The 26,879-nt window shown below is 58.8% G+C and carries 15 protein-coding genes and 3 pseudogenes; 8 read left to right on the top strand and 10 right to left on the bottom strand.

Going from position 1 to position 26,879, the window contains the following annotated elements:
* Positions 1-259, top strand: a 259-nt coding sequence (locus CWO91_RS31515; RefSeq protein WP_130219259.1) for a M24 family metallopeptidase, incomplete at its 5' end; no start/stop codon positions are given.
* 711 nt (positions 260-970) lie between these two features.
* Entirely contained in the window at positions 971-2,629 is a 1,659-nt protein-coding gene (locus CWO91_RS31510) for an MFS transporter (protein ID WP_130219257.1), read from the top strand.
* A 351-nt stretch (positions 2,630-2,980) separates the two neighbouring features.
* On the opposite strand, the pseudogene CWO91_RS31505 reads toward CWO91_RS31510, so the two are convergent.
* Positions 2,981-3,792: pseudogene (locus tag CWO91_RS31505) on the bottom strand (alanine dehydrogenase); the annotation flags it as partial.
* A gap of 183 nt (positions 3,793-3,975) precedes the next feature.
* On the opposite strand from CWO91_RS31505, the gene istA reads away from it, so the two are divergent.
* Together istA and istB are read left to right on the top strand one after the other, a co-directional pair.
* Positions 3,976-5,508, top strand: coding sequence for an IS21 family transposase (istA, locus tag CWO91_RS31500; protein ID WP_130219256.1), 1,533 nt, complete (start codon positions 3,976-3,978; stop codon positions 5,506-5,508).
* Complete coding sequence (gene istB / locus CWO91_RS31495) at positions 5,505-6,347, top strand: IS21-like element helper ATPase IstB (RefSeq protein ID WP_130219254.1); 843 nt, start codon at positions 5,505-5,507, stop codon at positions 6,345-6,347. The genes istA and istB overlap by 4 nt, the downstream gene beginning before the upstream one ends.
* 110 nt (positions 6,348-6,457) lie before the next feature.
* Here istB and CWO91_RS31490 read toward each other — a convergent pair.
* From CWO91_RS31490 to CWO91_RS31470, 5 genes and pseudogenes are all read right to left on the bottom strand, one after another.
* Positions 6,458-6,784, bottom strand: a pseudogene (locus CWO91_RS31490) (alanine dehydrogenase); the annotation flags it as partial.
* Between the two features lie 375 nt (positions 6,785-7,159).
* The gene (locus CWO91_RS31485) at positions 7,160-7,801 is read right to left on the bottom strand and encodes a TetR/AcrR family transcriptional regulator (RefSeq protein WP_130219252.1); all 642 of its coding nucleotides are present in this window, start codon (positions 7,799-7,801) and stop codon (positions 7,160-7,162) included.
* A 362-nt stretch (positions 7,802-8,163) separates the two neighbouring features.
* A complete protein-coding gene (locus CWO91_RS31480; RefSeq protein ID WP_130219250.1) occupies positions 8,164-9,393 on the bottom strand; it encodes a CaiB/BaiF CoA transferase family protein in 1,230 nt (409 codons plus the stop codon).
* 159 nt (positions 9,394-9,552) lie between these two features.
* On the bottom strand, positions 9,553-10,731 hold the full coding sequence (locus tag CWO91_RS31475; RefSeq protein WP_130219248.1) for a thiolase family protein: 1,179 nt from the start codon (positions 10,729-10,731) through the stop codon (positions 9,553-9,555).
* A gap of 47 nt (positions 10,732-10,778) precedes the next feature.
* Complete coding sequence (locus CWO91_RS31470; RefSeq protein WP_130219246.1) at positions 10,779-11,564, bottom strand: enoyl-CoA hydratase/isomerase family protein; 786 nt, start codon at positions 11,562-11,564, stop codon at positions 10,779-10,781.
* A gap of 441 nt (positions 11,565-12,005) precedes the next feature.
* On the opposite strand from CWO91_RS31470, the gene CWO91_RS31465 reads away from it, so the two are divergent.
* Positions 12,006-13,010, top strand: a complete 1,005-nt coding sequence (locus CWO91_RS31465) for a hypothetical protein (RefSeq protein WP_245471446.1) — start codon at positions 12,006-12,008, stop codon at positions 13,008-13,010.
* 44 nt (positions 13,011-13,054) lie between these two features.
* Positions 13,055-15,337: a di-heme-cytochrome C peroxidase gene (locus tag CWO91_RS43370; protein WP_283811035.1), complete on the top strand. Its 2,283-nt coding sequence runs from the start codon at positions 13,055-13,057 to the stop codon at positions 15,335-15,337.
* 93 nt (positions 15,338-15,430) lie between these two features.
* Here CWO91_RS43370 and CWO91_RS45115 read toward each other — a convergent pair whose 3' ends face one another.
* Positions 15,431-15,556, bottom strand: coding sequence for a hypothetical protein (locus tag CWO91_RS45115; RefSeq protein WP_283811034.1), 126 nt, complete (start codon positions 15,554-15,556; stop codon positions 15,431-15,433).
* Positions 15,557-16,278: 722 nt separating this feature from the next.
* On the opposite strand from CWO91_RS45115, the pseudogene CWO91_RS45600 reads away from it, so the two are divergent.
* Positions 16,279-16,769, top strand: a pseudogene (locus tag CWO91_RS45600) (hypothetical protein).
* A gap of 423 nt (positions 16,770-17,192) precedes the next feature.
* Here CWO91_RS45600 and CWO91_RS31445 read toward each other — a convergent pair.
* The 3 genes from CWO91_RS31445 to CWO91_RS31435 form a co-directional block, all read right to left on the bottom strand.
* The gene (locus CWO91_RS31445; RefSeq protein ID WP_165405848.1) at positions 17,193-18,827 is read right to left on the bottom strand and encodes an ATP-dependent Clp protease adaptor ClpS; all 1,635 of its coding nucleotides are present in this window, start codon (positions 18,825-18,827) and stop codon (positions 17,193-17,195) included.
* Between the two features lie 611 nt (positions 18,828-19,438).
* Complete coding sequence (locus CWO91_RS31440; protein ID WP_130219242.1) at positions 19,439-19,654, bottom strand: hypothetical protein; 216 nt, start codon at positions 19,652-19,654, stop codon at positions 19,439-19,441.
* Positions 19,655-20,830: 1,176 nt separating this feature from the next.
* A complete protein-coding gene (locus tag CWO91_RS31435; RefSeq protein ID WP_245471445.1) occupies positions 20,831-23,143 on the bottom strand; it encodes a S9 family peptidase in 2,313 nt (770 codons plus the stop codon).
* A gap of 901 nt (positions 23,144-24,044) precedes the next feature.
* Here CWO91_RS31435 and CWO91_RS44685 point away from each other — a divergent pair.
* Positions 24,045-24,320 (top strand): recombinase family protein, encoded by a 276-nt coding sequence (locus CWO91_RS44685; RefSeq protein ID WP_433995591.1) that lies wholly within the window; start codon positions 24,045-24,047, stop codon positions 24,318-24,320.
* Positions 24,321-26,879: the final 2,559 nt, after the last annotated feature.

Below are 26,879 nucleotides of genomic sequence, written 5' to 3'. Positions count from 1 at the left end.
ATTTTATCGCGAGCTTGAAAAACACGGCTGCAAGAAGGAATCGCGTTGTGGCTACGCCATCGGCATCGATTGGTCCGAACCGACCGCGAGCCTCAGGGATGGAGATACGACAGTGCTCAAGCCGAACATGACCTTCCATCTGATGCTTGGTAACTGGGTCGATGAGGAGTTCGGTTACGTGATCAGCGAGACATTTCGCGTTACGGAGTCTGGCGGAGAGGCTCTGACGAGTGCGCCACGCAAGCTTTTCGAGCTTTGATCTCGGCGTATCTGGTCTGCGCAACGCTATGCCCCGCCGAGCAAAACGGCGGGGCGCAAGAGATGAGATCGTCAAGCACCACAAGCCAGTTCTCGGTGCTCTTGTCACCCATGCTTTTGATCGCGAACGACGATTTTTGACCGTCGGAATGCTCCCGATGGGCGAAATCAATATCCCAACCGCGCCGACGAACAGCGTGCCGAGCGCGCGTCGAAGGCGCGTCTCGTTCCCGGCAAGTAGACAGCGAACGATAGGTCGTGTTGAAAGTGCGGCGCTTATACACTTGTCGGGCGCCCGGGTGTTTTACTTCCTCGCACGCGCATCGCTGTCAAGTAATCTGATCGGGCTGACCCGCCAGTCAACGGCCGCGCCCGCGTGCCTCTTCACTCCACGGACGTGCCTTCCCGAACAACCCTTCGGCCGGATCGTAGCGCTAGCGCGCGAAAGCCACATGAAGCTTGCCGTCCATAACTGTTTGAAGCACCCTCACGCTCGCCAGCGCATCCCCGCGCAGTCAGATCGAACCAATCACTCTCCGCTTGCTCTAACATTGCGACAGGCGGATTACGGCGCCCAAAGTGGCGAACACCCACGACAGGACATTACTCACAGCCCCTGCCGCCTTGTGCCCCTTTCGCTGCTCAAACGCGCGATGCGGGACGACGTTGCGCTTCTTGAGAACAAATCCTCGCAAGCGAGGCACGAACCGATATGACGGATCCGTCCAAGCCCCAGACGTTCGCAGACAGTGTCACATCCCCGCTGCGCTATGCCAACTTCCGGCATATCTGGCTGGCAAGTCTGTTGTCCAATCTCGGTATCCTGATTCGTGGCGTCGGCGCGGCATGGGCGATGACGGAGATGACGTCGTCGGCCGACAAGGTCGCGCTGGTGCAGACCGCGTTGATGCTGCCAGTGATGTTCATCTCGCTGCCCGCCGGCGCCATTGCTGATATGTACGATCGCCGCGTCGTGATGCTGATTGCACTGTCGATCTCACTTTGCGGCGCGAGCGCCCTGACCGCGCTCGAGTGGTGGGATCTCGCCACGCCGGATCTGTTGCTTGTACTGTGCTTCCTGGTCGGCAGCGGCGCGGCGTTGATGGGCCCAGCCTGGCTATCCTCTGTCGGGGAGCAGGTCCCGGCCCAGGTGTTGCCCTCCGCAGTTACGCTCAACGGTATCAGCTTCAACATTGCGCGTAGTTTTGGCCCCGCTATTGGCGGCCTCGTGGTCACGATCGCGGGCGCAGTTGCGGCCTTTGCGGCTAACGCGCTGCTTTACCTGCCGCTGATGTTTGCGCTGTTCTTGTGGAAACGCGTCGCCGCGCCCTCGCGGCTGCCGCGCGAGCAATTGACCCGCGCCATTGCCGCGGGCGTGCGCTATATTGTCAACTCTCCATCCATCAAGATCGTACTGACCCGCGCGATGGCAACCGGCGCGATAGGCGGCTCGCTTACAGCCCTCATGCCGCTCGTCGCGCGCGATCTCTTGCATGGTGGTGCGCAAACCTACGGGATCATGCTGGGCGCATTTGGTCTTGGCGCCGTCGTCGGAGCACTATGTATAGGCGAGATACGCAAGCGCTTGAGCGGCGAAGCCGCGGTACGCGCATGTGCGATCTCCATGGGTGGCGCGATCGCAGCCGTGGCACTGAGCCGCGAGCCCGTTCTCACCACAATTGCGCTGGTCGTAGCCGGCGTGATGTGGACGATGTCGTTCACGTTGTTCGATATCGGCGTGCAGCTGTCTGCCCCGCGCTGGGTTGCGGGCCGTTCCCTCGCGGTCTATCAAGCTGCGTTTTCAGGCAGCATTGGCTTCGGAAGTTGGGGCTGGGGCCGTCTCACCGATGCCGCTGGCGTCGAGATAGCACTGCTTATCTCCGCCGCGCTGATGGTGGTCTCAGCGCTGCTTGGGCTCTGGTTGCGTATGCCGCGTATTACCGCGCATAGCGAGGACGCCGAGGTGCTGGCCGATCCCGAGGTGAGGCTCCCGCTTACCCACCGCAGCGGGCCGCTCGTGGTGGAGATCGAATATCGCGTCGCTCATGAGAGCGCACGCGCCTTCCACAACGTCATGCAGGACGTACAGCTGTTCCGCCAGCGCAATGGCGCATATGGATGGTCGATTGCGCGCGATATCGCCGATCCCGAATTATGGACGGAGCGTTATCACTGCCCGACATGGCTCGACTACTTGCGTCAGCGCAATCGTTCGACGCAGTCGGAGCGGGTGCTGGATCGGCAAGCGGTCGCTTTCCACATCGGCCCCGAGCCCGTGCGCGTCCGCCGCATGCTGGAGCGCCCGTTCGGATCAGTACGTTCAAAGGCCAGTGTACCCGATCCGGTTGCAGACGAACTGCTCTCTCCTTGATCAGGAAGCGCGCTGGGCGGTCTGTTGAAACGACTATGAGGTCTGATCTTCGTGACCTCAGTGAGGTTTGCGTTGCGGCGAAGAAGAAGTGGGGAGCGCCGACGGGGCCAGCGTGAGACGAGATTTTGATGGTGTTGCACATTTGAGGAGCGTGCCGGTCAACAGCGCTCTATGCACACATCAGTAAGAGCGGGGAGGCAAGCTGACAAAAGCAAGGTGCCTGCAACTGACCGCCGCAACCAAAAAGGGCTCATATCGGGCTTGAGCCGTGTGATGGATCCCGAAAAAAGGGCCACTCCAGAAGGAGTGGCCTAAGTCAGGGAGGAAATGTCCCCGTAGGGACTTCTGAGATCAGGCCGCGGCCTGTTCGATCGGTGAGAATGGCAAGCCGAGACTTTCAGCCACAGCCTTAAGTTAGCCGGCCCCGATAGACATTGAGACCTGCGCGCAGATGCGGATCTTCGAGCACGGCTGCAAATCCCTCGTTTGCGAGAGCCAAGCCAAAAGGAAGCGTGGCGTTATTCAGCGCTTGACTTGAGGTGAGCGGGACAGCTCCAGGCATACTGGCCACGCAATAGTGAATGACTCCATCCACCTCATAGGTGGGATCCGCGTGTGTCGTCGGACGTGAGGTCTCGAAGCACCCCCCCCTGATCAATAGCCACATCCACGATCACCGAGGCTCTGCGCATTGAGCTCAACATGCTGCGGCTGACAAGCTTCGGCGCGCTCGCCCCAGGAACGAGCACCGCGCCAATGACAACATCGGCCGCAAAGACTTCCTGCTCAACGGCATCAATCGTCGAGAACCTCGTACGAACGCGCCCTTCGAACAGCTCATCCAGCTCGCGAAGGCGGGGGATCGAGCGGTCCAGGATTGTGACCTCGGGCCCCAAGCCTGCCGCCATTCGTGCTGCATGGGTGCCGACAACGCCGCCTCCGATCACCACAATGCGAGCCGGCTGCACACCCGGGACGCCACCGATCAACAGCCCCCGTCCACCCGCATACCGCTTTAGAGCCGCACCGGCTGCTTCGATCGCCAGCCTGCCCGCGACCTCGCTCATCGGCGCAAGCAGTGGAAGGCCGCCATTCGCATCAGTGACGGTTTCGTAAGCAATTGCGGTGCACCCGGATTTGATGAGCCCTTTAGTGCGCAGCGGCGATCAGGGTGAGACTCCAGCGACAATCAAGGTGAGACTGCGCCGATGGGGACGGACCGAAGGGAGGGCGCAGCCCGACCGGAGGACCGTCCCCATCGGCGTCGCGCGTTTTTGGACCCGTCTGGCGGTCGGGTGCGGCTGGTGCAAGCTGTTGATTCGTCTCGACAAGAGGGAATCGATGCCTTGCCTGGCCTCCACATCACCGACCACCAGATGAGGCTGTACATGACCTACCGACAGACACTGTCCCCCGAGGCCGCCGCGGCCAAGGCGGGGTTCTCGAAGGCAAGCGCGTATCGAATCGAGGGCGATTGTCGCCCGCCATCGCAGAAGAAGACGCCGAGGGGCCGGCGCCGGTCCGATCCGCTCGCGCAGTATTGGGAGGCCGAGATCGTTCCGATTCTGAAGGCTGCGCCCGGCATCCGCGTGATCGGCGTGCTGGACGAGCTGCGCCGACGGCATCATGACTTGAACCCGAACATCCGCCGCACGCTGGAGCGGCGCATCAACGCCTGGCGGGCGCTCAATGGCCCCGAACAGGACGTGATCTTCCGCCAGCAGCACGAGCCCGGCCGCCTGGGTCTGTCCGACTTCACCGACGTGAGCGCGCTCGGTATTACCATCGCGGGTGAGCCGCTCAATCACCGGCTCTATCACTTCCGGTTGGCGTTCTCCGGCTTCGAGCATGCCCATGTCGTGCTCGGCGGCGAAAGCTTCGTCGCCCTGGCGGAGGGCTTGCAGAACGCGCTGTGGGCGCTTGGTGGCGTGCCGCGGGAGCATCGCAGCGACAGCCTGTCGGCAGCGTTCCGCAATCTGGCCGCCGACGCACGGGAGGATCTGACGCAGCGCTACGCCGGGCTGATGGGCCACTATGGCATGGCGCCAACGCGCAACAATGCGGGCATCGCACATGAGAACGGCTCGATCGAGAGCGCGCACGGCCATCTCAAGCGGGCACTGGAAGATGCGCTGTTGCTGCGGGGGACGCGCGACTTCGCCAGTCTCGATGCGTACCGGGCTTTTGTCGACGAGATTGTCGGCCGGCGCAACGCCAACCTCGCCAAGCCGATCGCGCTCGAGAAGGAGGCATTGGCGCCGCTGCCAAAAGGCCGCACGACCGACTTCGAGGAGAAAGTGATCCCGGTGACGTCGTCAGGCGGCTTCATCCTGCGGCGCGTGTTCTACACCGTGCCTTCAAGATTGATCGGCCATCGCCTGCGTGTGCGCATCTTCGACGACCGGCTCGAATGCTTCCTTGGCGTCACGCCGGTCGTGACGCTGCGGCGCGGTCGGCCTGTGTCTGAGAGCCAGGGCGGTCATGTCGTGGATTACCGGCACGTCATCCATGCCCTGCGGCGCAAGCCGATGGCGCTCCTCAATCTCGTTTATCGCGACCAACTCTTCCCGCGTGCAGCTTACAAACGTCTGTTTGAGACCTTGCGGGAGCATGGTGATGACCGGCGCGCCTCCAAGGTGACGGTCGAGCTTCTGGCGCTGGCTCACGAGCGCGCCTGCGAAGCAGAACTCGCCGAGGCGATCGCGATGGATCTGGACGCCGGACAGTTACCCGATCTTGCCGCGCTGCGCGACCGCTTCCGACCCGAGGCGGCCTCGATCCCGCGTGTCGCCGTCAAGCTGGCGCCGCTCGACGTCTACGATGAACTCGCCTCCGTCAGCGTCATGTCGGGCCGCTCGAACCTGGGAGAGGCAGCATGACCGGTATCGCTACCTCCGTCGATGCTGCCCGTGTCGAGCTGCTTCTCAATGAGCTCCGCCTGCCGGGCGTCAAGGCGATCTGGCCGAAGCTCGCCGCACAGTCGGACAAGGAAGGGTGGCCTGCCGCCCGCTTCCTCGCCGCCCTTGCCGAGCACGAGGCCGCCGATCGCACCCGCCGTCGGATCGAGCGACACATGGTGGAAGCGCGTTTGCCCGCCGGCAAGACGCTCGCCACCTTCGACTTCGAAAGCGTGCCGATGCTATCAAAGGCACAGGCGATGGCGCTCGCCGCCGGCGACGCCTGGTTGAAGGCCGGCGCCAATTTGCTCTTGTTCGGTCCACCGGGCGGCGGCAAGACCCATCTCGGCGCGGCGATCGGCCTGGCTCTCGTCGAGAACGGTTGGCGCGTTCTCTTCGCGCGCACCACTGATCTGGTGCAACGGCTGCAGGTCGCGCGGCGCGAGCTGGCGCTGGAGTCCGCGATCGCCAAACTCGATCGCTATGACCTCCTGATCCTCGACGACATCACATATGTGAGCAAGGATCAGGCGGAAACCAGTGTGCTGTTCGAGTTGATCGCCGCCCGCTACGAACGACGCTCGCTGCTGATCACGGCCAATCAGCCATTTGGCGAATGGGGGCGTATCTTCCCGGACCAAGCAATGACGTTGGCTGCCATCGATCGTTTGGTCCACCACGCCACGATCCTCGAGATGAACGTCGAAAGTTACCGTCGAAAAGTTGCCCTCGATCGCAAGCGCGGTCCAGGCCGGCCGCCTGTTCACACTACCCCCAACGAACTCGACAAGACTGTGATTGACGCTGGCAGCGCCGCTTGATTGTCGCGCAGCGTCAATCAACGCTTGCCAAGTCGGCCGACAGCGTCAATTATCTCCTGACTCGGCCGCCTCGTCTCATCTTGATTGACGCGCCGCTCTCATCCTGATTGTCGCGCTATACCTTTAGCTTGTTCCGGATCCGGTGCCAAATGCAGATAAGTAAAGAGGATCTGACTCTCTTTGAGCTGAAGCCATTCGGAAGGCTGCGGCTCCTTGACTTTTACGATCATCTCGCTCGATGAAAACACTTCGCGAGCGGTATCCAGAACCGCTGCGCCCAGCTTTGCGGTAATCGTCATCCGTCGCTCCGATTCCGTCGCCGGCATTGGTCTCGACTAGTACGTTGTGGCCTGCGGCCACATACTCGCGGACGGCGCCAGGCGTCAGGCCCAGCGATACTCGTGCGTCTTGATTTCCTTCGGAACACCGACCTTCATGTGAAATCTCCTTTCGGATAACCTTTTAGTCGGAAGAACGACGCAAACTTGCGCACAGACCGTAAGATCTTGAGTTCGTTGATCGGCTGGCCGAAAGCACTGACCAAGATTCGGCTCAGCAAAGCATGGCGGATATGGCCGCTAACTTTTTGATCAGGCCGGCGATCTCCAGCTCGATTTGGGCAGAGTCATTATCCGAATTGTAGGCAATCGAGGGCACAGCACGTCATGCGCGCGAAAGACGCCGCTTGCGGGTGTCCTAGGCTGAGAATTGGTTGCTGAGAAACGACGCTTACGCGCCTCAAATCATTGCTTGAGCACTGTCAAGTAGCCCTTTTCCAAGTGCAGCGCCGCCCCTCCTGGTACGCGCCTTGTCTAGTTTTGATGACCAGCGTCACCCTGCAACAAGGAAACGGTGAATTCGGAAAACACTCGTGCGACCTCATGGCCCGCAATTCTTCCTGAGGGGTCAAACCACCGCGGGACCGAATTAATTGCTCCCATAAAGAAGGCAACTGCGAGACCGGGATCTCTCTCCGGTATCTCACCCGCCTGAATGGCCTCCGTAAGGATGAGTCGCAGGGCCGTATCGAACTTGCGACGGCGTGCTCTAATCAACCTTCTTTCGCGTTCACGCAGTGAAGTTAGAGGTTCTCCAAGAACCGCGTAGCTCCCTAGATCACTGTTAAGAAACGACACGAATCCGATGACAAATAACCGGAGAGTCTGCAACGGACTCACCTTTTCAGCCTGGATTTTTGCCAGAATAACTTCGCCCGCCTCGAGCGCCAAATTGTGGCACTCATAGAGGATTTCATTCTTGTCGGTGATGTAGCGATAGAGCGCAGTCTTGCTGACGCCGAGAGACCGAGCGACCTCGTCCAGCGATGTGTTGTGAAACCCGTTCCGGCTGAATGCCCGACCTGCCTCACGAATGAGCACACGGCGTTTGGCCGCGTATTGCTCATCTGCCTCCGGCACCGACGCGCGCCAGCGACGCACTTTTTCGGACTTCATGCGCCACTCGCCAAGGTGCGCCCTCGCTCAAAGAAACGCACTTCTCCCTCCGCTCGAGCCAATGAAACTGGATTCGCGTTTCCGCAAACTATCAGGTCGTGGAAGGACTTGAAACCCTTCGGAAACTGGTGACTATTTGACTTCGTAATGAGCTGACGGCTGGAGATTCCGCGATCTATTCAGTCATTGTCCACCCGACGGATGACTACAACGGCTGACCCTGGGTCGGGAGTGTACGTAGATCAGCAAGCACCCGGTTGCCGCAGCAAATACGGCATCCAGTCGAGGGGCACCCGCGTAGAAAATGGCCCTCAGCGCAAGCAGGTGAGAAAGATGAGCTGCTCAATCTGAAGCTTGGACCATTATGGATTGCGACCGAGATCGATGATCTGCTGCTGGGCAAGCGCCCCTACCGTTTCGTCCGACAGTCCGAGCATGTTGCGAAGCACATCTGCGGTGTGCTGCCCAAGCTCTGGAGCAGGGGATATCGGACGCGGCTCAGCACCCACAAAACGAGGGACGATACCTTGCATTTTTATAGGTCCAATGCGTGGGCTGTCGACGGTGACAATGTTACGACGAGCGGTGTAGTGAGGATCTGAAACAATGTCTTCGATAGAATAGACAAGTGAATACGCAACACCCGCCTGATCTAACGTTTCCTGCAACTCAGGAACACTCTTCGACTTGACCCAGCACCCAACGCGCTCGTTCAGATCATTTATGTGTCGCCACCTTGCCTCGGGAGTCGCGTATCGCGGATCGCTCAGCCAAGAAGGCTCTTCCATCGCAATAGATAGCCGCTGGAACATTGGCGTGTTTGCGACTGTAAGCACCAGAAACCGCCCGTCTTTCGTCTCGAAGTGCTCTCCGGGGGCGGCGGCTGACGTGATATTTCCCTGACGCTGGCGAACGTCTCCAAGTCGATCGTAAGCTGCAGTCATGGCCTCCGAGAATCGGAATATGCTCTCGTACAGCGCGAGGTCTACGTGCCTGCCCTGCCCACTCCGAACGTCCCTTTCGTATAGCGCCATCATGAGGGAGAAAGCGCTAAATAGCGCTGTTTGATAATCCGCTATTGGGAGGCCAGGCCGAACCGGCGGGCGATCCGGATAGCCGGTTATATTCAGGAGTCCTCCGAACGCTATTGCTACCCGGTCGTACGCGGCTCGCGGTGCATAAGGTCCGTTTTGTCCGAAACCGGACACGCTCACCATGACGAGCTTCGGATTGATTTTGATCAGATCCTCGAATGCAAGGCCCCATTTCCCCAATGTACCGGGTCGGAAATTTTCGACGACTGCGTCGGCCTGTGCGACGAGCCGCTTTACCAGTTCCTGCCCTTCCGGACGATGCAGATCGATAGCAACGGACTTCTTGTTGCGTCCGTCGACATTCCAAAAGAGGCTCTCCCCGTCGACGAATGGGCCAAGATGGCGAAGGGTGTCCCCCGTCTTTGGCTGCTCGATTTTTATGATCTCTGCGCCAAAATCACCTAAAAGCGTGCAGCCGACCGGCCCCGCGATCATCGTCCCCAACTCGATGACTTTGATTCCGCCTAGCGGAGTCGCAAAAGCTTCTTGTCCAGACATCGCTTGCAATCCTACTTCAAATTACCAGTCGACCGCTGCACGTCTGGAGCCGCACTCATCTCCTGCAAATCCGAAGTTGCAAAGGCTTCAGTTGTAGTCGGAGATTACCCGCCCATACGAAGGTACCAGCCGAATGTGCTCAGCAGCTGACGGAACCTTCTAACGGCAGAGAACTACAGCTCCCGCTGCCGCAGCATCTCCACCGATTTGACCGCCATTATTTTCGGCTAAGCCAACCTTTGCCGCCTCGCGCTGCCGAGCTCCCGCAGTCCCTCGAAGCTGATGAACAAGCTCGATCATCTGAGCGACGCCCGTTGCCGCAAGAGGATGCCCACGGCTGAGCAATCCACCGCTCGGGTTTACGGATATTCTCCCGTTGATTCCGGTGATTCCGCTCCTCAGCAGATCAGGACCTCCACCCGGGGCGCAGAGCCCAAGATTCTCGTAATGGATCAGCTCCGCCGGCGCAGCTGCATCATGCAGTTCGATCACCTGGATATCCTGCGGGCCAATGCCGGCACGGTCGTAAACTTCTTTTGAAGCCCGTACCGCGCAAATGCTCTTGGACGGATCGGCAAACCCCGAAACCAACACCGATCCAGCAACCCAGACAGGGCTTGAATGGCCCATCAGCGATACTTGGCGGCTCGAGCACAGAACCAGAGCGGCTGCACCATCGCTCATAGCTGAACACATGGGCAACTTTAGTGGTCCACTAATAGTGCGTTGCGCGAGAACTTCAGCTACCGACGTTTCAGTCTTGAATTGAGCGATCGGATTGAGGCTGCCCGCCTTTCGGCTTTTGACGACAACTTGCGCAAAGTCTTCCTGTGTCGCACCGGACATGGTCATGTAGAGGCAGGTTTTTTCGGCATAGACGTCCATAGTCACAGCCCCGCTGCCGGTGCCGATATGACTTGGCAATTCTTCTTCGAGATCGAGCGCGCCGGCGAACGCGCTAAGCGATACAGATTTGTCTTTGTGCGAGAGCTTTTCCGCACCGACGACGACGGCTACATCGATTTGGCCTGCCTCAATCGCTTCCCATGCGAGATGGAAAGCAGAGCTTCCGGTCGCACAGGCGTTCTCCACGTTGACCAACGGAGTCCCCGCCAATCCGGAAAAGCGCAACGCGGCCTGCCCTCGGATCATCTCCTGCCCAGTCATTAAGCCACCCGCAGCGTTGCCGAAATAAACCCGATCAACGTCAGCCGCACTCACGCCCGCATTCGCTAACGCGTTTCGAACCGCCTCCTCCGATAGATCCCGAATTGATCGGTCCAAGAACTTTCCGAACGATGTCGCGCCAACACCAACTATTGCTGTCCGATAACTCATGACCTGACCTCGATTCAGTTGGAGAGTGCGGACGTATCCGTCCGCGACTAGCGTCCGACAAACTGGGGAATTCGCTTCTCTCGGAATGCTCTCAAACCTTCCGCCCGATCGAGCGATGCGGCGTGCAGCTCGTTAAGATCTCGCTCTCTGCGCATTGCCGACGCGGTCGGCTGCTCAACAGAGTCATTCAGCGCCTCTTTCATCCTGGCGAGCACGATCGGACTCTTGGCAGCGAGCTGCGCCGCGAACGCGTCAACCGCAGCAATCAATTGGGCGTCTTCAACAACCTTACTCACCAAGCCTAACCCGATCCAATCTCGCGCTGGAAGCGTACCGCCGCTGAACATCACGAATTTGGCGTTGTTGATGCCGATTTTTCGCGGGAGGAAAACCGTTGCCCCTCCACCGGGGAACATGGCGAAGTTGGAATGCGAGTCCCCCAGAACGGCGGATTCAGCAGCGAATACGACATCACAGCCGAGAATGAGTTCGAGCCCCCCCGCAACCGCAATTCCGTTGACTGCCGCGATGACTGGCTTCGAGCAAGCTTGAAGCAAACCAACCAGTGACATGATGGATTTGATGAATGCCGCCGACGCTCCTGGCACTTCGCTTCGTGCGGCGCTCTCCTTCAAGTCAGCCCCTGCACAGAATGCCCTTCCTGCACCGGTCAGGACAATGACTCTGACAGCGTCGTCGGCCACAGCCGAGTTCATAGCCCGAATAAGCGCCTTCACCAACGAAGCCGTAAGCGCGTTAAGAGCGTGCGGCCGGTTTAACTTAAGCCAGAGCGCTGCGCCCGAGCGTTCAATTGCTAGTTCCAAGTCAGACATTACCCTTGGATCACCTCTGTTACTTCTTAGTAACTTGCATGACACGATGGTTTCCGTCAAGCAAGATCATCCGTCGCTGTGGCTGAGGTCGACGGCATTTCAAGGACGTCAGCGGCCGTAAGCTGCCCAAAATCGGGGCGATTCAGGCTTGAGCGTGCTCTTTGGAGGTAGGAACGGCTCGGCGCAAGCGGCGTCAAGGCCGCTTGCGCCCAATGATGTGTCCATTCTCTTTTCCTCCGCCGAAGTCGGCGGGCGACCTCGCCAATCTGATCGCCGTGTCCGATCTTGCGGGCCCTTCGGGATCGCCGCAGCGGCTGTTTTCCGATGCGGACTTCGCGCACTTTATGCTAACGCCGAAAATCCGGAGTATCGGGGCGTGCCGGATTCGGGTGCACGGCACATTCAGTTTCCCGATGCCATGAAAAGATCGGCGCCTGGTTTGTGGCCGGCATCCGGATCGATCCGGGCGCGCCGGGATTGTCCCCGGAGATCATCGCCCAGTTTGGCCGGCAACCACAAATCCGGCTCATCATTCAGCCGGTGACCAATGGGCCGGACGGCTTCAAGGTTCATGACACTGCAGGCCACCTTATCTTCAGCTTCACCCTCGACCCGGACCCGCCTCTGAACGGTTGCGCGCCGTTCCCGCGATTCAAACCGGACGACGAAGCATTCAAGGCGATCGTTCGTGACGCCGCGACCTTGCGCGATCAGCTTGGAGCCGGACATTTTGGCAATGTCAAAGTCTCGACTGCCGGTGATCTGAATGTGCATCCGGGTCTTGTAGGGGCATCGGCGAAGGCGTTTCGCGATGCACTCAAGGCCTTGATTGAGAAGCATCTCTCGCCGCAGCGCCTCAACACGATGGCCGTTATGGGCATCGCACCGCCCGAACCCTGGATTTTCGTGTCGATGTTAAGGGCCCCGCAAGCAGGCCTAATACCAGTGCCCGGCCCGACGCTTGACGGCATGCACGCGGCACAGATGTTCAGCGCCATCGGCGAAAAGCACGTGGTCCCGCAACCGGGCACGAATAATCAAAATCCGATCACCTGTCGACACGCGGCATTGCAAAATCCGCCCTTGCCCCAAGGTAATCGTAAGGGTGTTTCGACCTCCGAGTTCATCGATGGTAACGTGCCCAACAGCCGCATCATCGAGATCGTCAATACCATTGCTGATACGAAGAAGAGCCACTTCTTCAATACTGATTGCGTGAGCTGTCACACCGAGACGGCACAGCCACTCGCCAGGAAAATTCCAAATTTCGCAGCGGTCGGCGTGAACCGCGCGGTCTGGCCGAAAGAAGACTGGAATGTCCGCAACTTCGGTTGGTTCCCATCCTTTTTGCACGGCGGCCCGGCCGCGGCGACGATAACCAGGCGCGCGGCAGCCGAGACGTCCGACGTGGTCGCCTTCATCAATAGCCAATTGCTGAACAAGTAACAGACGCCGTCGCCGTTTCCGGTAGCGCCGGGCCGGCTGGACGCATGAAAAAGATGGATGGAGTCCTTGCTATGGGGAGACCTTCTTTTGGCTCTCGTCTTTATTCCCGGGTGATGCGCTGGCCTCATATCACCAGCCTATTATTGGCAAGCGTCGTTGTCGTGATCGTGGCGGCCGGCCTGGTGTATTTCGCCCCGGAGAAGGTTCGCGACGCAGCCCTTAAGATCAAGAACGATGCCAATCTGGTCGCTCAATTACTGCCTGCGACGCTGCCCGAGCCATCAAAAATCGAAAGCGCTTATTGGCTGCCGCAAAATTGGAGCTCCCGCCAGCGTTACTGGTTTCACCACACATCGCAGGGGACAGCGACCATCCCTGTCCCTTATCAGTGGTTTTTGGCCCTGGAACGCCCGGAGCTGTCCTTCTCTTACACGAGCTTAACGGACGAGAACTACCTGCGCCGCCTCGGCTTCATTCCGAGTCCTAGCTCAAAGGACTTCGCCGGTAATGCGCCCGCATACGGTTATCACGACGATGCGCCGAATGGGGACACAGCCAACCCCGGTTGGACGCCAAGCGCGCCCGAGAACCCGAATGCTTTGCCGGTCGGCTTTGCCATCCTCAAGGGCGGTGTCGATCCGACGACTGGCGCCCCGTATGAAGATCAGATCGGGCTAACCTGCGCCGCCTGTCATACGGGTCATCTCGAATACAAGAATGTCAGCATACGGTTTGACGGCGGGCCGGCGATGGTCAATCTGGGCGAGGTTGAAAGGGCCGTCGGGCTGTCGATCGGCTACACGCTGATCTTGCCATGGCGTTTTGAGCTTTTCGCCAGCAAGCTGGAGCAGATCAAAAGGCAAAGCGTCGATCGAAAGCAGCTGCGAAGCGATCTTGAGCTAGCACTTCAGAAGATCAAGAATGAAAAGGCAGAGACCGACAGACTTTTGACGGGACAGGGAGTGGTGGATCTCGATGAAGGGTTCGGTCGACTTGATGCGCTGAACCGGATCGGGAACCAGGTTTTCTATAGCAACCTACTCGATCCCTTGACCGGCGAACTCTCCGAGCCACTCCTCAAGGGTAACTTTGCGCGCCATGATGCGCCCGTGAGCTTTCCGCCGATCTGGGACACGCCGTATTTCCTTTGGGCACAGTATGACGCCTCTGTTCTCAACGAACTCGTTCGCAATTCAGGCGAAGCGCTCGGTGTCAGCGCAAAAATCAATATGACCGCGGCCGCGCCCGGACGGCCGCTTTTTACCTCATCCATACATCTGTCCGACATCGCGCGGTTCGAAGAGCTTCTGCGCGGCGCCGATCCCTTTTCGTCCGAAGATGCAGGAGGCAGAAAATTCACCGGGCTCGTAGCACCGCGATGGAAGGACGCGCAGGAGAAATTCCGCGGTGACCCGGCCTGGGCGATCGATGAAAAGCTCGTTGAACAAGGTCGCGATCTTTATCGTGCTCACTGCTTTGGATGCCACCGAGGCCCGGTGAATGATGCCGCCTTCGACAAAAAGTGGCCGGAAGACTCATTCTGGCGCGCAGAGAACCCCGATCGCTCAGCCAAGAACGAGAAGAATTGGGTAGAGATCGGCGGACATCATTATTTTAACGTCGTCCAGATGCCGGTCTCGGCGATCGGCACCGACCGCCAACAATCTAACGTCCTTACGACGCGGCGCGTTCACCTACCCGAATCACTCGGATTAAATCCTGCAGATGATCTCAACAAAGCCGGAGGTTGCGGGCTTCTGGCAGATAAAGGCGCAGATCCTCTGTTTGTACTCGCGCTCATGGACGTGGTCGGCAAAACGATCGACCAATGGGTCATTGCGAACGGCACTTCTGAAGAAACCAAGCGGCAAATGTGGGGGCCGAGGAAGAATTGCCAAAACCAGCGAGTCTATGTCGGGGCGCGTGCGAGCCGCAACGGCAAGGACGAAGTAGTTCTCGCCCTTGAGCCTCAGTACCGGGCGCGCCCGTTGGACGGTATTTGGGCAACTTCTCCTTATCTGCACAATGGGTCCGTTCCGACACTGAGAGACATATTGGTGCCGCAAGCCCAACGGCCGACGTCGTTTTGCGTCGGCAGTCGTGCGTTCGACCCCGTCAAGGTCGGGCTTGTTACGAAAGCACATGCGACCGAGAGCTGTGCGGCCGGCCTGACGAACTTCGATGTGTCGCTGCTTGGGAACGGTGCTCGTGGACATTCCTTCGAAGGCAAGGAAACCGACTTAACGAAGCTGCCGCCTGGCGTCATTGGACCAGAATTGACCGACGCCGAGCGGCGAGCGCTTGTTGAGTATCTCAAGACTCTATGAGCGATGCGTCGCCTGCCGAATATATGTCGGCGCTTTTACGTTGGACCGTTGAGTTCGCACGACCATCCTCAGCACGCGTGCCATTCGGCAGAATCATGCATAGCCCGCCGACGGTAACGAGACGCCGACAAGGAGATAGCCGCCGAGTTCGTCCGCAGATTCCAGCGAGAAGCCGATGACGTTTCTCAGAAAGACCTCGCTTGCGACCATCACGATCATGGAGAGGATGGCGAGCTCGCAAAGCCAGCGGCAAAGCCGCTCGAGTCAGCGCTCTGCCGGCCGCGAAGGACCGCGCGCGGCGATGTGTCCGGAAGTGTCGAGCGTCGGGGTTTTGGAGGGCGACACCATGTCCGTCCGCGCCCCAGAGCCTTGCGAGCTTTGTCCAAGAGTTCGATCGCCTTGGGTCCGTGGGCTTTTGCCCAGTCGTCGTATAGGGCTTGATCTTTTGTTCGGCGTCCTCGACGTCAGCCTCGGAGGGCATGGTCTCCGTCATTAGCGAGGCCAGCTTCCGCGTGAGGTCCTGGCCCTCGGCGGCCATTGCTTTCGTCGTTTTGTCGCAGATCTCGCGGACCGCGTCCTTGACCGTGGCTGCACGGACCGCGAGAATCGGTCCCAGGCGCGCTGGTTCACGAGCAACAGCGAGCTGACATAGCCGAGGTTGAGCCCGGTAACTGTATTTGGAGAGATCGCGCCAGACATAGCCATATCCCGAGCTTGCCGTGACTGCGCCGTCGACGACGCCGCGATCGAGCGCAGCGGGCACTTCCGCAGTGCCCAGCGTCACCGGCGATCCGCCCATTCGCTTGATGAACTCGGCTTTATCGGCGAGATCATCCTGATCTTCTGGCCCTCAAGGTCCTTAGGCGACTTCAGCTCCTCGCGCGACCAGGTCACCTGCTCCGGAAACACGTACTCGCCGATCGCGACGATGCCGCGCTTGGCTGGCGCTCAGCGCCTCAGCGCGACGCATTATCGGGCAGTATCTGGTCAACCTAGTCGACGATGCCGGCTATCTAGCGCCGGATCTCGGAGAGGCTGCCGAGCGCCTCGGCGCTTCGCAGGCGGATGTTGAGGCGGTGCTCAAAGAGCTGCAGAAGTTCGCTCTTCCAGCCGTCTCCGCGCGGAATTTGAGTGTATGATGATCCAGCCTCGTGAACTCAAGCGGTTTTACCCCGTGATACACGCCCTGGTGGACGATCTCGAGCTGCTTGCAAAATGGAACATTTACTTTTTGCGCGCAACTGTGCGGGGCGACGATGACGCCATCACGGACATGATCGGCAAGATCCGCAGACTCGATCGAGAGCCGGCTAGAAGTTCGGCACATCGCGACGCAAATTATCGCACCGGAGGTATATGTGGGGCCAAGACCAGAAGGCGGTTGGCATGTCGAGCTCAACAGCGACACGTTGCCGCGCGTGCTGGTGAATGAAATCACTGCAAGGAACTGTCGAAGACGATCGGCAACCATGTCGAGATGACCTACTTCAGTGATCGTCTGCAGTACATGAACCAACCAACGATTTGTGAAGGCTAGATGCTCTGAGCTGCTCACGCGCCCCGATTCAGTTTCGAACGGCTGGCGAGATCAGAGGCGCACCATCGAAACGTTCCCGCGACCATCGACGTCGCAGCGATGTCAGCTTTCATCCTGATTTCCGCGCGGCGGAGCGAGACCTGTATGGGTTCACCGGAAAGCATGCCGGCTCATGGTCCGTCTGCTTGCGCTGACGCACGAGCGCGGCAGGGGTCCCAACTCGCCGGTCAGCTCGCCGCCGATCTGAACGTCGGCGAACTGACCGATTTCGGACGGCGGCGCGCACACTTTGTGGCCGCTCCTACCCCTTGTCGCGGCTCACGGCCCAGCTTGCCCGGTCTGCGATCCGTGCCCCCTCATCGGCAGCATAGCGTCCAGCGCCTGGTCGATATCATCGCAGATGACCGTTTTGCCGCCATCGCGCGCGATGGACGATTGCGCGATGCGCCGCATGAACTCCTTGATGAAGGCGGCGCTGACGCCCTCGCTCTGTCGCACGGCTTGAGCGACAACAGCCTCAGTGAGTGGCAGGCGTTTGCCATAGAGCCGCACCAACTTGTCGCGACCATGAGCATCAGGTAAAGGCACCTCGATGAGCTGGTCGATCCGGCCAGGCCGCGCCGCGAGTGCCCCCTCAAGCTCTTCCAGTCGGTTGGTGGTAAGTAAGAACAGGATGTCGGCGTCCTCCTTCAGCCCATCCATCTCATTGAGCAGCTTGTTGAGCAGCACTTCTTCGTCCGTTTGTCGCATCTCATTGCGGTCGCGCGCGATCAGATCGACGTCCTCGATCACCACCAATGCCGGCTGCAACAGCCGCGCGAGGTTCATATATACACCGAGCGCACCGACCTCCCCGGCTGCCATTATTAGAGTGGTCTGATCAGCCAGGTTAGTTGCGAGGTACCGGATCGTGTGGGTCTTCCCAGTGCCGGGAGGGCCATAAAGCAAGATGCCCTTGCGTGTCGATTGGCCGAGCCGGCGCAGCGCATCGCGCATTCCGACAAAGTTCAATACATTTCCATCGAGCAGTTTGAGCACCTTTTCGGGCAGGATCACGTCCGCGGAGTCTACCCGGGGCCAACGATGCACCGTAACGCCGCGCGAACGGCCGCTGTAATTCGGATTGCTCTCGAGGGACAGGATCTTGCCACGGTACGATCCGGCGGATTGTACCGCTCTCTCCAGTTCAACGAAGCAGTGCTGCGCGAAAGACTCGCCGGCCCCGCCGGCGGGCACCGCGACCTCAATGAGCATCTCCTCCTCTGGGCTTGTCCCGCATTGTTGAATGAGCTCGCGGTAATAGGACAGCACGACAGCGTAACGAAACTCGTTCGCCTCGGATAGCCACAGCCCATTGTGCAGGCATTTGACTGGCGTAGCCTCGCCGATGTCGATCTCGTGGTATTGTGGCGACGCCAGCAAGACGGGTTCGCCTCCGGCGCGCCGGAGCTCCGCGAATGACAGCTCCTCGCCAGTCCATCGCTGCTGCAGCAGGCCAAAGAAGCGGACCGGCGAAGCGAACAGCTTGTCGATTGCGATCTGGATGTCCGCGCGCATGTGGCCGGGAAATTTTCGCAACATAGTCACGAGGCTGTTCGGCGGGATATCGGCGAAATGCCAGGCAACCGCGTCACGGGCACATTCGAACTGGATTTCGGACGGATCTGGCGCCTCGGTTTCGCCAGCAGGCTCGGAGGTGATTTGCAACGTATGTCCTTCAGCTCGGATTCGTTCCTGCGCCGCATCGAAGAGCTCCTTTGCAACTGACGGCGGGAAGGGGCCGCACGCGGCCTTGTCCTGCCGTTCGATCAACATGGAAAGGGCGTAGGCATCGCGCTGATGTCTGCCGAACACCTCCCGGAATAGATCCACCACGAAATCGCGCGGCGTCTTACCGCCATCTTGAAAAACCAGCTGTACAGACTCGGGCACAGTGTAAACTTGATGATCCATCCAAAGCTCCTAGTATGAGTGAAACGGTTTGTCGTTGGCCTTACTTCGCTTGATGCGCTCCGTTCCTCGTACGGTTGTTTCGATGAACTTGCGCTTTGCCGTCCAGGCGCCATTTAGCCGCATGGAGTGGGAAGAACTCATCGGCGGCTCACGGTGAGCCCCATCAAGGCCGGCGTCGATTGGGCCGAATGGCGCAATCGACTGAGATAGCCGAGTAAGGACACGCAGGCCCCAGCGGACCAAACGCACAATCGCGTCGTGGACCCGGGCGACGGCATGTTTGGCCTTTGTCAGTATCCTCACAATTGTGCTCTCTCCTACAGTCCTTACGCGCCCGTGTTGGTGTAAAGGGCGAATGATGTCACTGCTTGTCATCAAGCCTCTCTCGTTTCCGGATCTTCAGCAAATTGCATGCCGGTCGCGAAAACGACTCTCAAACCGTTCTTTGCAGGAGAATCGGTACCTGCCGAGGAGCATGAGCTTCGCTTCTTGAAGCTCGCGAGTTGCAAGATTAGCGAGCGGAAATTCACGCGCATCGCGGTTCTGCCGACGGCACTAGCCACACTCCGGCTGGACTGTTCGCAACCGACATCCCCCCTTTTGGACAAGCGCTAGCGATAGGCCGCGCCGCGCCAGGATACGGCCGCACTGCCGCTAACAACCGCACCACCGATCACCACGATGTCCGCTGACTTGGGCTGCGCCTCATCACTGCTGATGCGGTGGATAATGGGCGGCATGGGGCCTCGGCAATCATGCGGTATCGGCGACGCGGTGTCGCATAATGCACCGACAGCTGCGGCATTTTGGTTCTTTGTGTCGAACATCGCCGGCATTCGGGAGTGCGCTGAAGAGGTACGCCACCCTCGAGGCGTATGCGCTGCAATGCGAGACCTCTTGCGCCGGTGGGACGAGAAACGTCAAGCGACATCCGGATTTAAGGCTCCATTGCGCACTAAAGATATTACCGAACAACTTCCCTGTCGTGTCTGGGCGGAGCTGCCGAATCAGTTCGGTGGCGGCCATGGCAGGAAAGATCGGCACGCGCGCAAAGCGCGAGATCACATCAGCGCTGGCGGAGCGTTATCGGGCGAGCGGGCAGCTCGAGAGGAACGGATTTTAGACGAGCTGTGCGCCGTTACGGGACGGCATCGTCAGCACGCGATCCGAGCACTGTCGGGTTCGGCGGTGCCACGGCCACGGGGCCGGAGCTACAGAGATTTCATTCACGTTGCACTAATTGTGCTATGGGACGCCTCTGACCGGCTCTGCAGTAAGAGGCTCGTCGCGATGATCCCGTTCTTGCTTTCGGGTCTCGATCTACTGTTCAACTCATCCCACACCTCGTCTCGCATTAAGGCGTCCTTCTTGTTGTGGAAGAAGTGAAGTGTCGGGCGATCAACGTCCGTCTCTCGCCAATGAAGTGTGTCAGGATGGACTGCTTTGAACTTCGTTGACGGATTCCAAACAACGCCCTTGATCCCCGGCTCTCGCGGTCGCCAGGCGCGGTTACGACACGCCGCGTCGCCTCGGATCGATCCCAGTCAATGCAGTGGGCGCGCCGCAGCACGTCAATGGAGAAATAGACCTTTGCGGGATGCATACTCGCGCGCCCTCACCTTAAGTGGAAAGAACGCGACGCTCCGCGGTGTCAAGTGCTCCAGCGCCGCACGCCGCAATCCGATACAAAGAAAAAGCAGCTGGTTAGCCTGCAGATGTCGGGAAACGCGAAGGCGTCATCAACTGTTAGGTTCCCAGCGATGTCATCCTCTTGAAGTGCAACGCCCCTCAATATGCTTATCTATGAGTTGGTGCGAAGGACTTGGCACATCCCCCACTCATGTTCCGTTATATCCAAGTAAACCATTCCGCTCTCTGCTGTTGAGCTTCTACGCGGCGTCTTGCCGATCTGCCCGCGAACTGAAGGCGCCCATGCCCACTGTCATCCGCGCTTCACACGAACGCTGACCGGGCCAAAATCGTCCCGCCGTAGAACGCGGACATCACTTGCGAGATTCGATCGAGCTAATTAGTTGTTGCCCATCGCGTCCTCGCATCCAGCACCGGCTCAGCGGCTCGATCGAAGCCGCGTTCCAGTTAGGGGGTGTCTGCCAAAGAATGTTGCGAACGAAGAAATCCACGAGCTTTAGTTTGCAGTAATTGCCTGGCACTCCGTGGTTTGCGTTCGGCACCACAAGCATGTCGAAGAATTTTCCAGCGTCGATAAGACGGTCGGCAAGCTGGAAGGTGGATGACGGATCGACGTTTTCATCCAGTTCGCCGACAATCAGCAACAGCTTACCTTGTAATCGGTGCGCGTTGTCGACGGCGGAGGATTGTGAATATTCGATGCCGACCGGCCAGCCCATCCACTGCTCATTCCACCAGATCTTGTCCATTCGGTTGTCATAGCAACCACAATTAGCGACCCCAACCTTGTAGAACTCAGAATGGAAGAGAAGTGCGCTCACCGCATTCTGACCACCGGCGGACGCGCCAAAAATGCCAAGGTTTGAAATATCGTACCACGGATAGTTTGCGCTCGCCGCCTTGTGCCACAGGATTCGATCGGGAAGGCCACCGTCCTTCAGATTTTTCCAGGCGACGTCGTGGAACGCTCGCGAGCGGTTGTTCGTCCCCATTCCATCGATCTGTACAACGACGAATCCAAGTTGCGCGAGCGGCTCGGCCGAGGCTGAGAATGACTTCGGAACGAAAGAACCGTGAGGGCCAGCATATATTCTCTCTACGACCGGATATCGCTTGGCTTGATCGAAATTAATGGGAAGGTGAATGACACCCCAAATATCAGTCTCGCCATCTCTCCCCTTCGCATGAAAGCTGAGCGGCGGCGTCCAGCCAGCAGCCACGAGCTCCGAAATGTCGGTGCTTTCGACCTGCATGAGCTTCGAATTGTCACTGGTTCGGTATAAGACCAAGCTCGGCGGAAGGTCGATACGTGAACACAGGTCTACATAGTAGAGGCCATCTGGCGAGAACTCGATGTGATGATTTGCCGCTTCCGGCGTGAGCGCAGTCAGGCCCGTCCCGTCAAAGTCGATTCGGTAGCCATGGATGAAGTAAGGATCTTCGCTTGCGTTCATTCCGCTCGCGCCAAACCAGATCTGGCGCCTCACCGGATCGACAAAATAGACCGTCCGGACCACCCAATTGCCTCTGGTGATCTGATTTTTAAGCTCGCCGGTTCGGCCATCGAAAAGGTAGAGATGCTCGTGTCCGTCGCGCTCGGACGCCCAGATGATCTCCTTTCCGTCTGCGACGTTATACTGAAAGATTTTGCCAGTGCACTCCTGGTCCATGTTCAGCGGCTGATAGTCGATGAAGGTCTTGCTGCACTCATCGATCAGCAAGCGGACTTCTCCGGTGGCTGCTACCACTTCTAGCAGTCGATAGAGCTGATGACCTCGTTGATTATACTTGAAAGTGAAAGCTCGACTGTCCTCCCACCACTCGATCGGCGAAAGTTCGTAAGGATTTCGGAATAGATCGTTGTCGAGTTGGATCTCGCGTCGGCTGCCGATCTCAAAGAGCACCGGATGTGATACTGTCAACAGGTCGCCAGGTTTAGGATACGTCATCGTCCGGCGCCTCGGATGAAGCTGGTCGATCGGCGACGATTCGACGAAATGAATCTTACGCTCGTATCCGGGGCGGAACCGGTATCCCGCAAGATAGCGCGAGTCCGGAGACCAACTCAGTGTCGACAACCCGTAGTAGTTGCTCTCGGATCCGTCCCAGGTCAGGGGCATGTCCTGCGAACCATCCTTGCTGCGCAGGAATAGATTGTGCCTATTGATATAGGCCAGCCATTTACCATCAGGAGATGCGCTTTTTTCCTTCGGATCATTTTCTATCCGAGGGCTGCCATAGGGATTCTCCTCATGGACTTTGGAGGAAGCGTTCTGGGTTAGACAAGTGTAGCTCACAAGATCGCAGCTCCACCTGGTGTTATCGATCTGGAAGCTGATTTCGCGACCATCGCTAGGCAGGTCAAAGCGACGGAATGGCAGATTGGCAGCGTCGTAATGCCTCTGCGTTGCTCGGGTCAGGGCGGCAGCCAGCTTATCATGATCAAAGGCCAGCTGTTTTGCGCCCTTGACAACGTTCACGAGCATGAATTGGCGCCGGCCCCTTACACTTCGGCAATAAGCAAAGGCCTCACCGTCTGACATCCAGAACGGCACGTCCGCGACATTGACCGTGAGCTGAGCATAGTAGCCGTTGATCGAGAGCGCTCGTTCGTAATCCGCTACCTGCAGGATCTCTCGTCCCAGTGTGTCTTTCCGGCGGTTCACGGTTCCTCCTCCTCTGAGCTAACGGAGCGATCGTTAAGGTGCCCCGTATACGAAAGGAGCAATAAGGCTCGCTGATAGGGTGCGGCTAAGTCGTGGGCCGAAAGATCTCCAGTGCCCTTTCGGTTCAATCCCCTTGAGCTCCGTTCCAAGTCCTCCCTGCAGAAATGATGCCATCGAAGCTGCAGGCGTTATTGCGTTGTTATCTGATCCCCTTGGCGGCTAGAGCACAAGAAGAGTAACGCGAACACGAATGTGTAAAATCAAACACAGAATCGAGTTCGGCAGTAGCGGCAGGTCGAGCGATCAAGGTTAGGCAGCGGTCATCCCCCGAAGCCGTGACTCTCGAGAAATATCAACCTGCTTCGGACGCGAGTGCGAGGGCATACAAGCACACGCGACCTTGCCTAGTTGCGCCACAGCACGCGATTTCAAGTGGCATGTCAGGTTGACAGATCGAGCCGGCGCGGATGTCCGCTGCGGTCTCGTGGACATTTGTTCGAAGAACATCGAACGTGTTTGATGCAATCTTGGCTGAATTGCTTCAATCCTGTCATGGAGCGCTACTCTTGTCGCGGGCTACGCTTAGTGAGAAGCGATTTCCACCAGAGTGCTATGGACCGGCCCAGGAACATATCGTCCTGCACTCCGGCGCTGGGCCCCGCCTTTGGAGGCCGTTTCAGGATTCGCCACGTGGCCCTCGCGGCCGCGGGCGCGGGGATGCTGATTCACGGCCGGCCCACATTCAGTGCCCGTTGGCATAGCGGACAAACGCGCCCAGCAAGGCAATGGGCAAACTCCTGCGCGCCCTTGCCCGCGCCGCAGCGATAGCCGCGCAGAACAGCAGAACCGTCAAACCCAGTGCAGGCGATGATGATGAGAGCGGCGATCTACACAATGTTTAGTGACAAGGAAAAGCAGACCGCCAAGTCGATCGAGGATCAGGTCGCGCTGTGCCGCGCATTCTGCAAGCGTGAGGGTCACATCGTCGTTGAGCTACTCCGATCACGGCATTTCCGGCCCCTCGACCATCAACCGCATGGGCTTTCAGCGCCTGATGCCGAATGCCAGGAGCCGGAAGTTCGATGTGATCGATTCGAAGTCTCTCGACCGCATCTCACGCGACCTCAAAGACCTGGGCGGCTTTCACAACGAACCATGTCTGCCGGCGTCCAGTTGATCGCTGCCCAGGACAACATCGATCGCTCGGTTTGCTCGACGAGTATGGGCCTGATCGGCAATAGCGGCACATAATCGCGACTCCAAATACAACCGCAGCGTGGGCATCATTCCGTCATTCTCCCGAAGTCGGGGAATGCGCGAGCACAGTGACACGCTCCTCGCAACCGGTCACGCCTAGGGCGTCGAGATCAATCCACGAGCTGTTGCAACTATCCAGCGGTTGCCCCAACGCACGATAGAATCGATTCGCCCGATGCCGGGGACCACGTCGCCCCGTGCTGCCATTCGAATCCCATCGGGCCCTTCGAGCACCGCCGTTCCGCCGCGAACGTCAAGGACTGTCCAACCCCCAATTGTCGTTGGTCTTGTCTCGGGAACCGACAGGAGCGGCCCCGCAGGCTCAAGCGAGCCGGTCACAGACATGTCCGTCTCCACAGCAGAGGAAGCTTGCTTCGAAGCTTCCGCCGATTGCGCCGCACTCGACGCTTTGGCGAGAGGCTTCGGAGCAAGGCTCGCGCTGACTGTGGAGGGCTGACCTAAACCAGGCGGTGCTCGCGAGCCTGACGCTGATGCTATCTTTCGGGCGCTTTCGGCCTTACCGCCTGACTTTGTGTCAGGCATCCGGCGCGAAGCCGTATCTATCTGAGCAATTGGGTTGAGAGCCGAGATAGTTGCAGGACCGTACAAAGCCCCAGCCCATCCCAACCCGAAGCCCCCAGCTAATGCGGCCACGACGAGCCAATGGTGCGATTTGGATGGCCGCTTGGCTCTAATAGCGCCAGGATCTCATCTCGATTGGAGGTCAAGAAATCTGATTGGTCGAGAGTGACGGGCCACGTCGCGACCTCGCCACTGCCTTGATCCGCGACCGCCTCGATCCTTTCCAAGGTATTGGCATGATGCAGTTGCATGCTCGGACCCCTCATGGTCCCCAATGATCATGCCGGGAACTAAACCAACTCTTAACAGCCGATGTCCCTCAGCACGAATAAGACAGCGGTGGATCGCGCAAGAAACCAAAAAGGCGTGATGCCTGGCGGTCGCCCGGGAGCTCAACGCCAAGCCGGCCGGACTGTGTCTGCAACCATGTGCTGCTGGACCGCCCTTGCATTCGTGCGATGCGCGGCGGAGCCTCCGAGGGATCGACCCCTAGATTCATAGTGCACAGTGGCGCTGAGATCATCGATGTTTCCCTATCGAGCCTCATGTCGTCTCACCATCGCGAAAACGTGCACGCGATTGGCATGTGCTAAGCGGAGGAGCAGTTAAGGCGAGGCCCGGTTTGCCTAGGCGCCCGGGCCTCATAGTCCGTCCCCTGGCCCTCCGCGGCGGAGGAGAGGGAGAGTGGCCGGCGGTCCGATGGGCAAGGCGGGGGCATGCGCCACGCGGTTGTCATGATGCACGCAACTGGTCGCAATGGGGCGCGGGTATAATTTGTAATGTTCGATGCGATACTTCAAACCGGGGCCGCCAGGCGATTAAGAGCGGCCCTAAGCAGCCGTCGCGCGACTAAGGGCAGAAGGGAACTACCACGCCTGAGAGATCGCAGCGCGCGAGAGTGCCGCGGTACTAAGCCTGCAGCTTTAATCTTTCGAAACGAAATCAACCCGAAAGACAAAGCGAAAGCAACGCGCACTGAACAACGATGTAGGACATGGCCCCTGTTAATGCCACCGTCATTTATGGGTTGTATGTTCCTACCCTGGATTGCATATTTTTCCCGTTGTCGACCGCCTATTGCTTTCAACAATCATGGTTTGGGCAGTAATGAGTAATCGAGCTCGGGTTTACAATTATTCGACTATTCTGGGCGAACGGGTCGAGGGACTGGTCGCACTATTTCGAGAACTGCAGGCCCTCCGGCGTCGCCTACGAGCCGCTCAGGCGAGAAGGATTGCCAGGACTAGCCGTATCCCCAAGGCCAGCCGTAGAAGGAGAGTTCTTCGGCGGAGCTAGCTATCGCAAGCTCGTAGAGCCGTTCAATGCGATGATCGAACTTGCCACTTCGGCTTTTTGGAACGCTCGCATCAGATCGCTTTTACCGACGCCTCATTTTTCACTGCCTGCGCAGCACCGAAGCATTGGAGCAACAGTCTCCCAGCACTTTGCCCCAGTGCACGATTCTTAATTTGCGTCGTGCGCGCGATTCAGGCCTGCTCTCTGTACGAAGCAGACAGTATATGGGGGGACGGCGAGAATGATCGTACGGGCGGCGGCCATTGTTGCCTTGTTGCTGATCCCGCTGGGGTCCGAAGCCTTCGCTTCGCGTCACCATAGGCCCACAGGGCGCATCTCTTGCAGCGAGGTCAGATACTACGTTGCGAAATATTCGGCACCAGTGGCCGAGATGTACGCGCGTAACCATGGCGCTACCGACGCACAGATCGAGCGGGCGCGCCGTTGCTTAGCCTCAAACGAGACTGCCGAAACCGAGCGACCACGCGCTTATACTGATTGAACTGATGATCGCCACCCGCTCCGCCTCAATGGAGGAAAACTACTCGCCGTCTCCGCGAAAGCTACGTCTGTTGTCCGCCCATCTCGGACCCTGAGGCTG

The organism is Bradyrhizobium genosp. SA-3, assembly GCF_004212635.1.
Taxonomy (GTDB): Bacteria; Pseudomonadota; Alphaproteobacteria; order Rhizobiales; family Xanthobacteraceae; genus Bradyrhizobium.
Note: the sequence above shows the minus strand (reverse complement) of the source record. Positions and strands in the feature narration are given on the sequence as shown.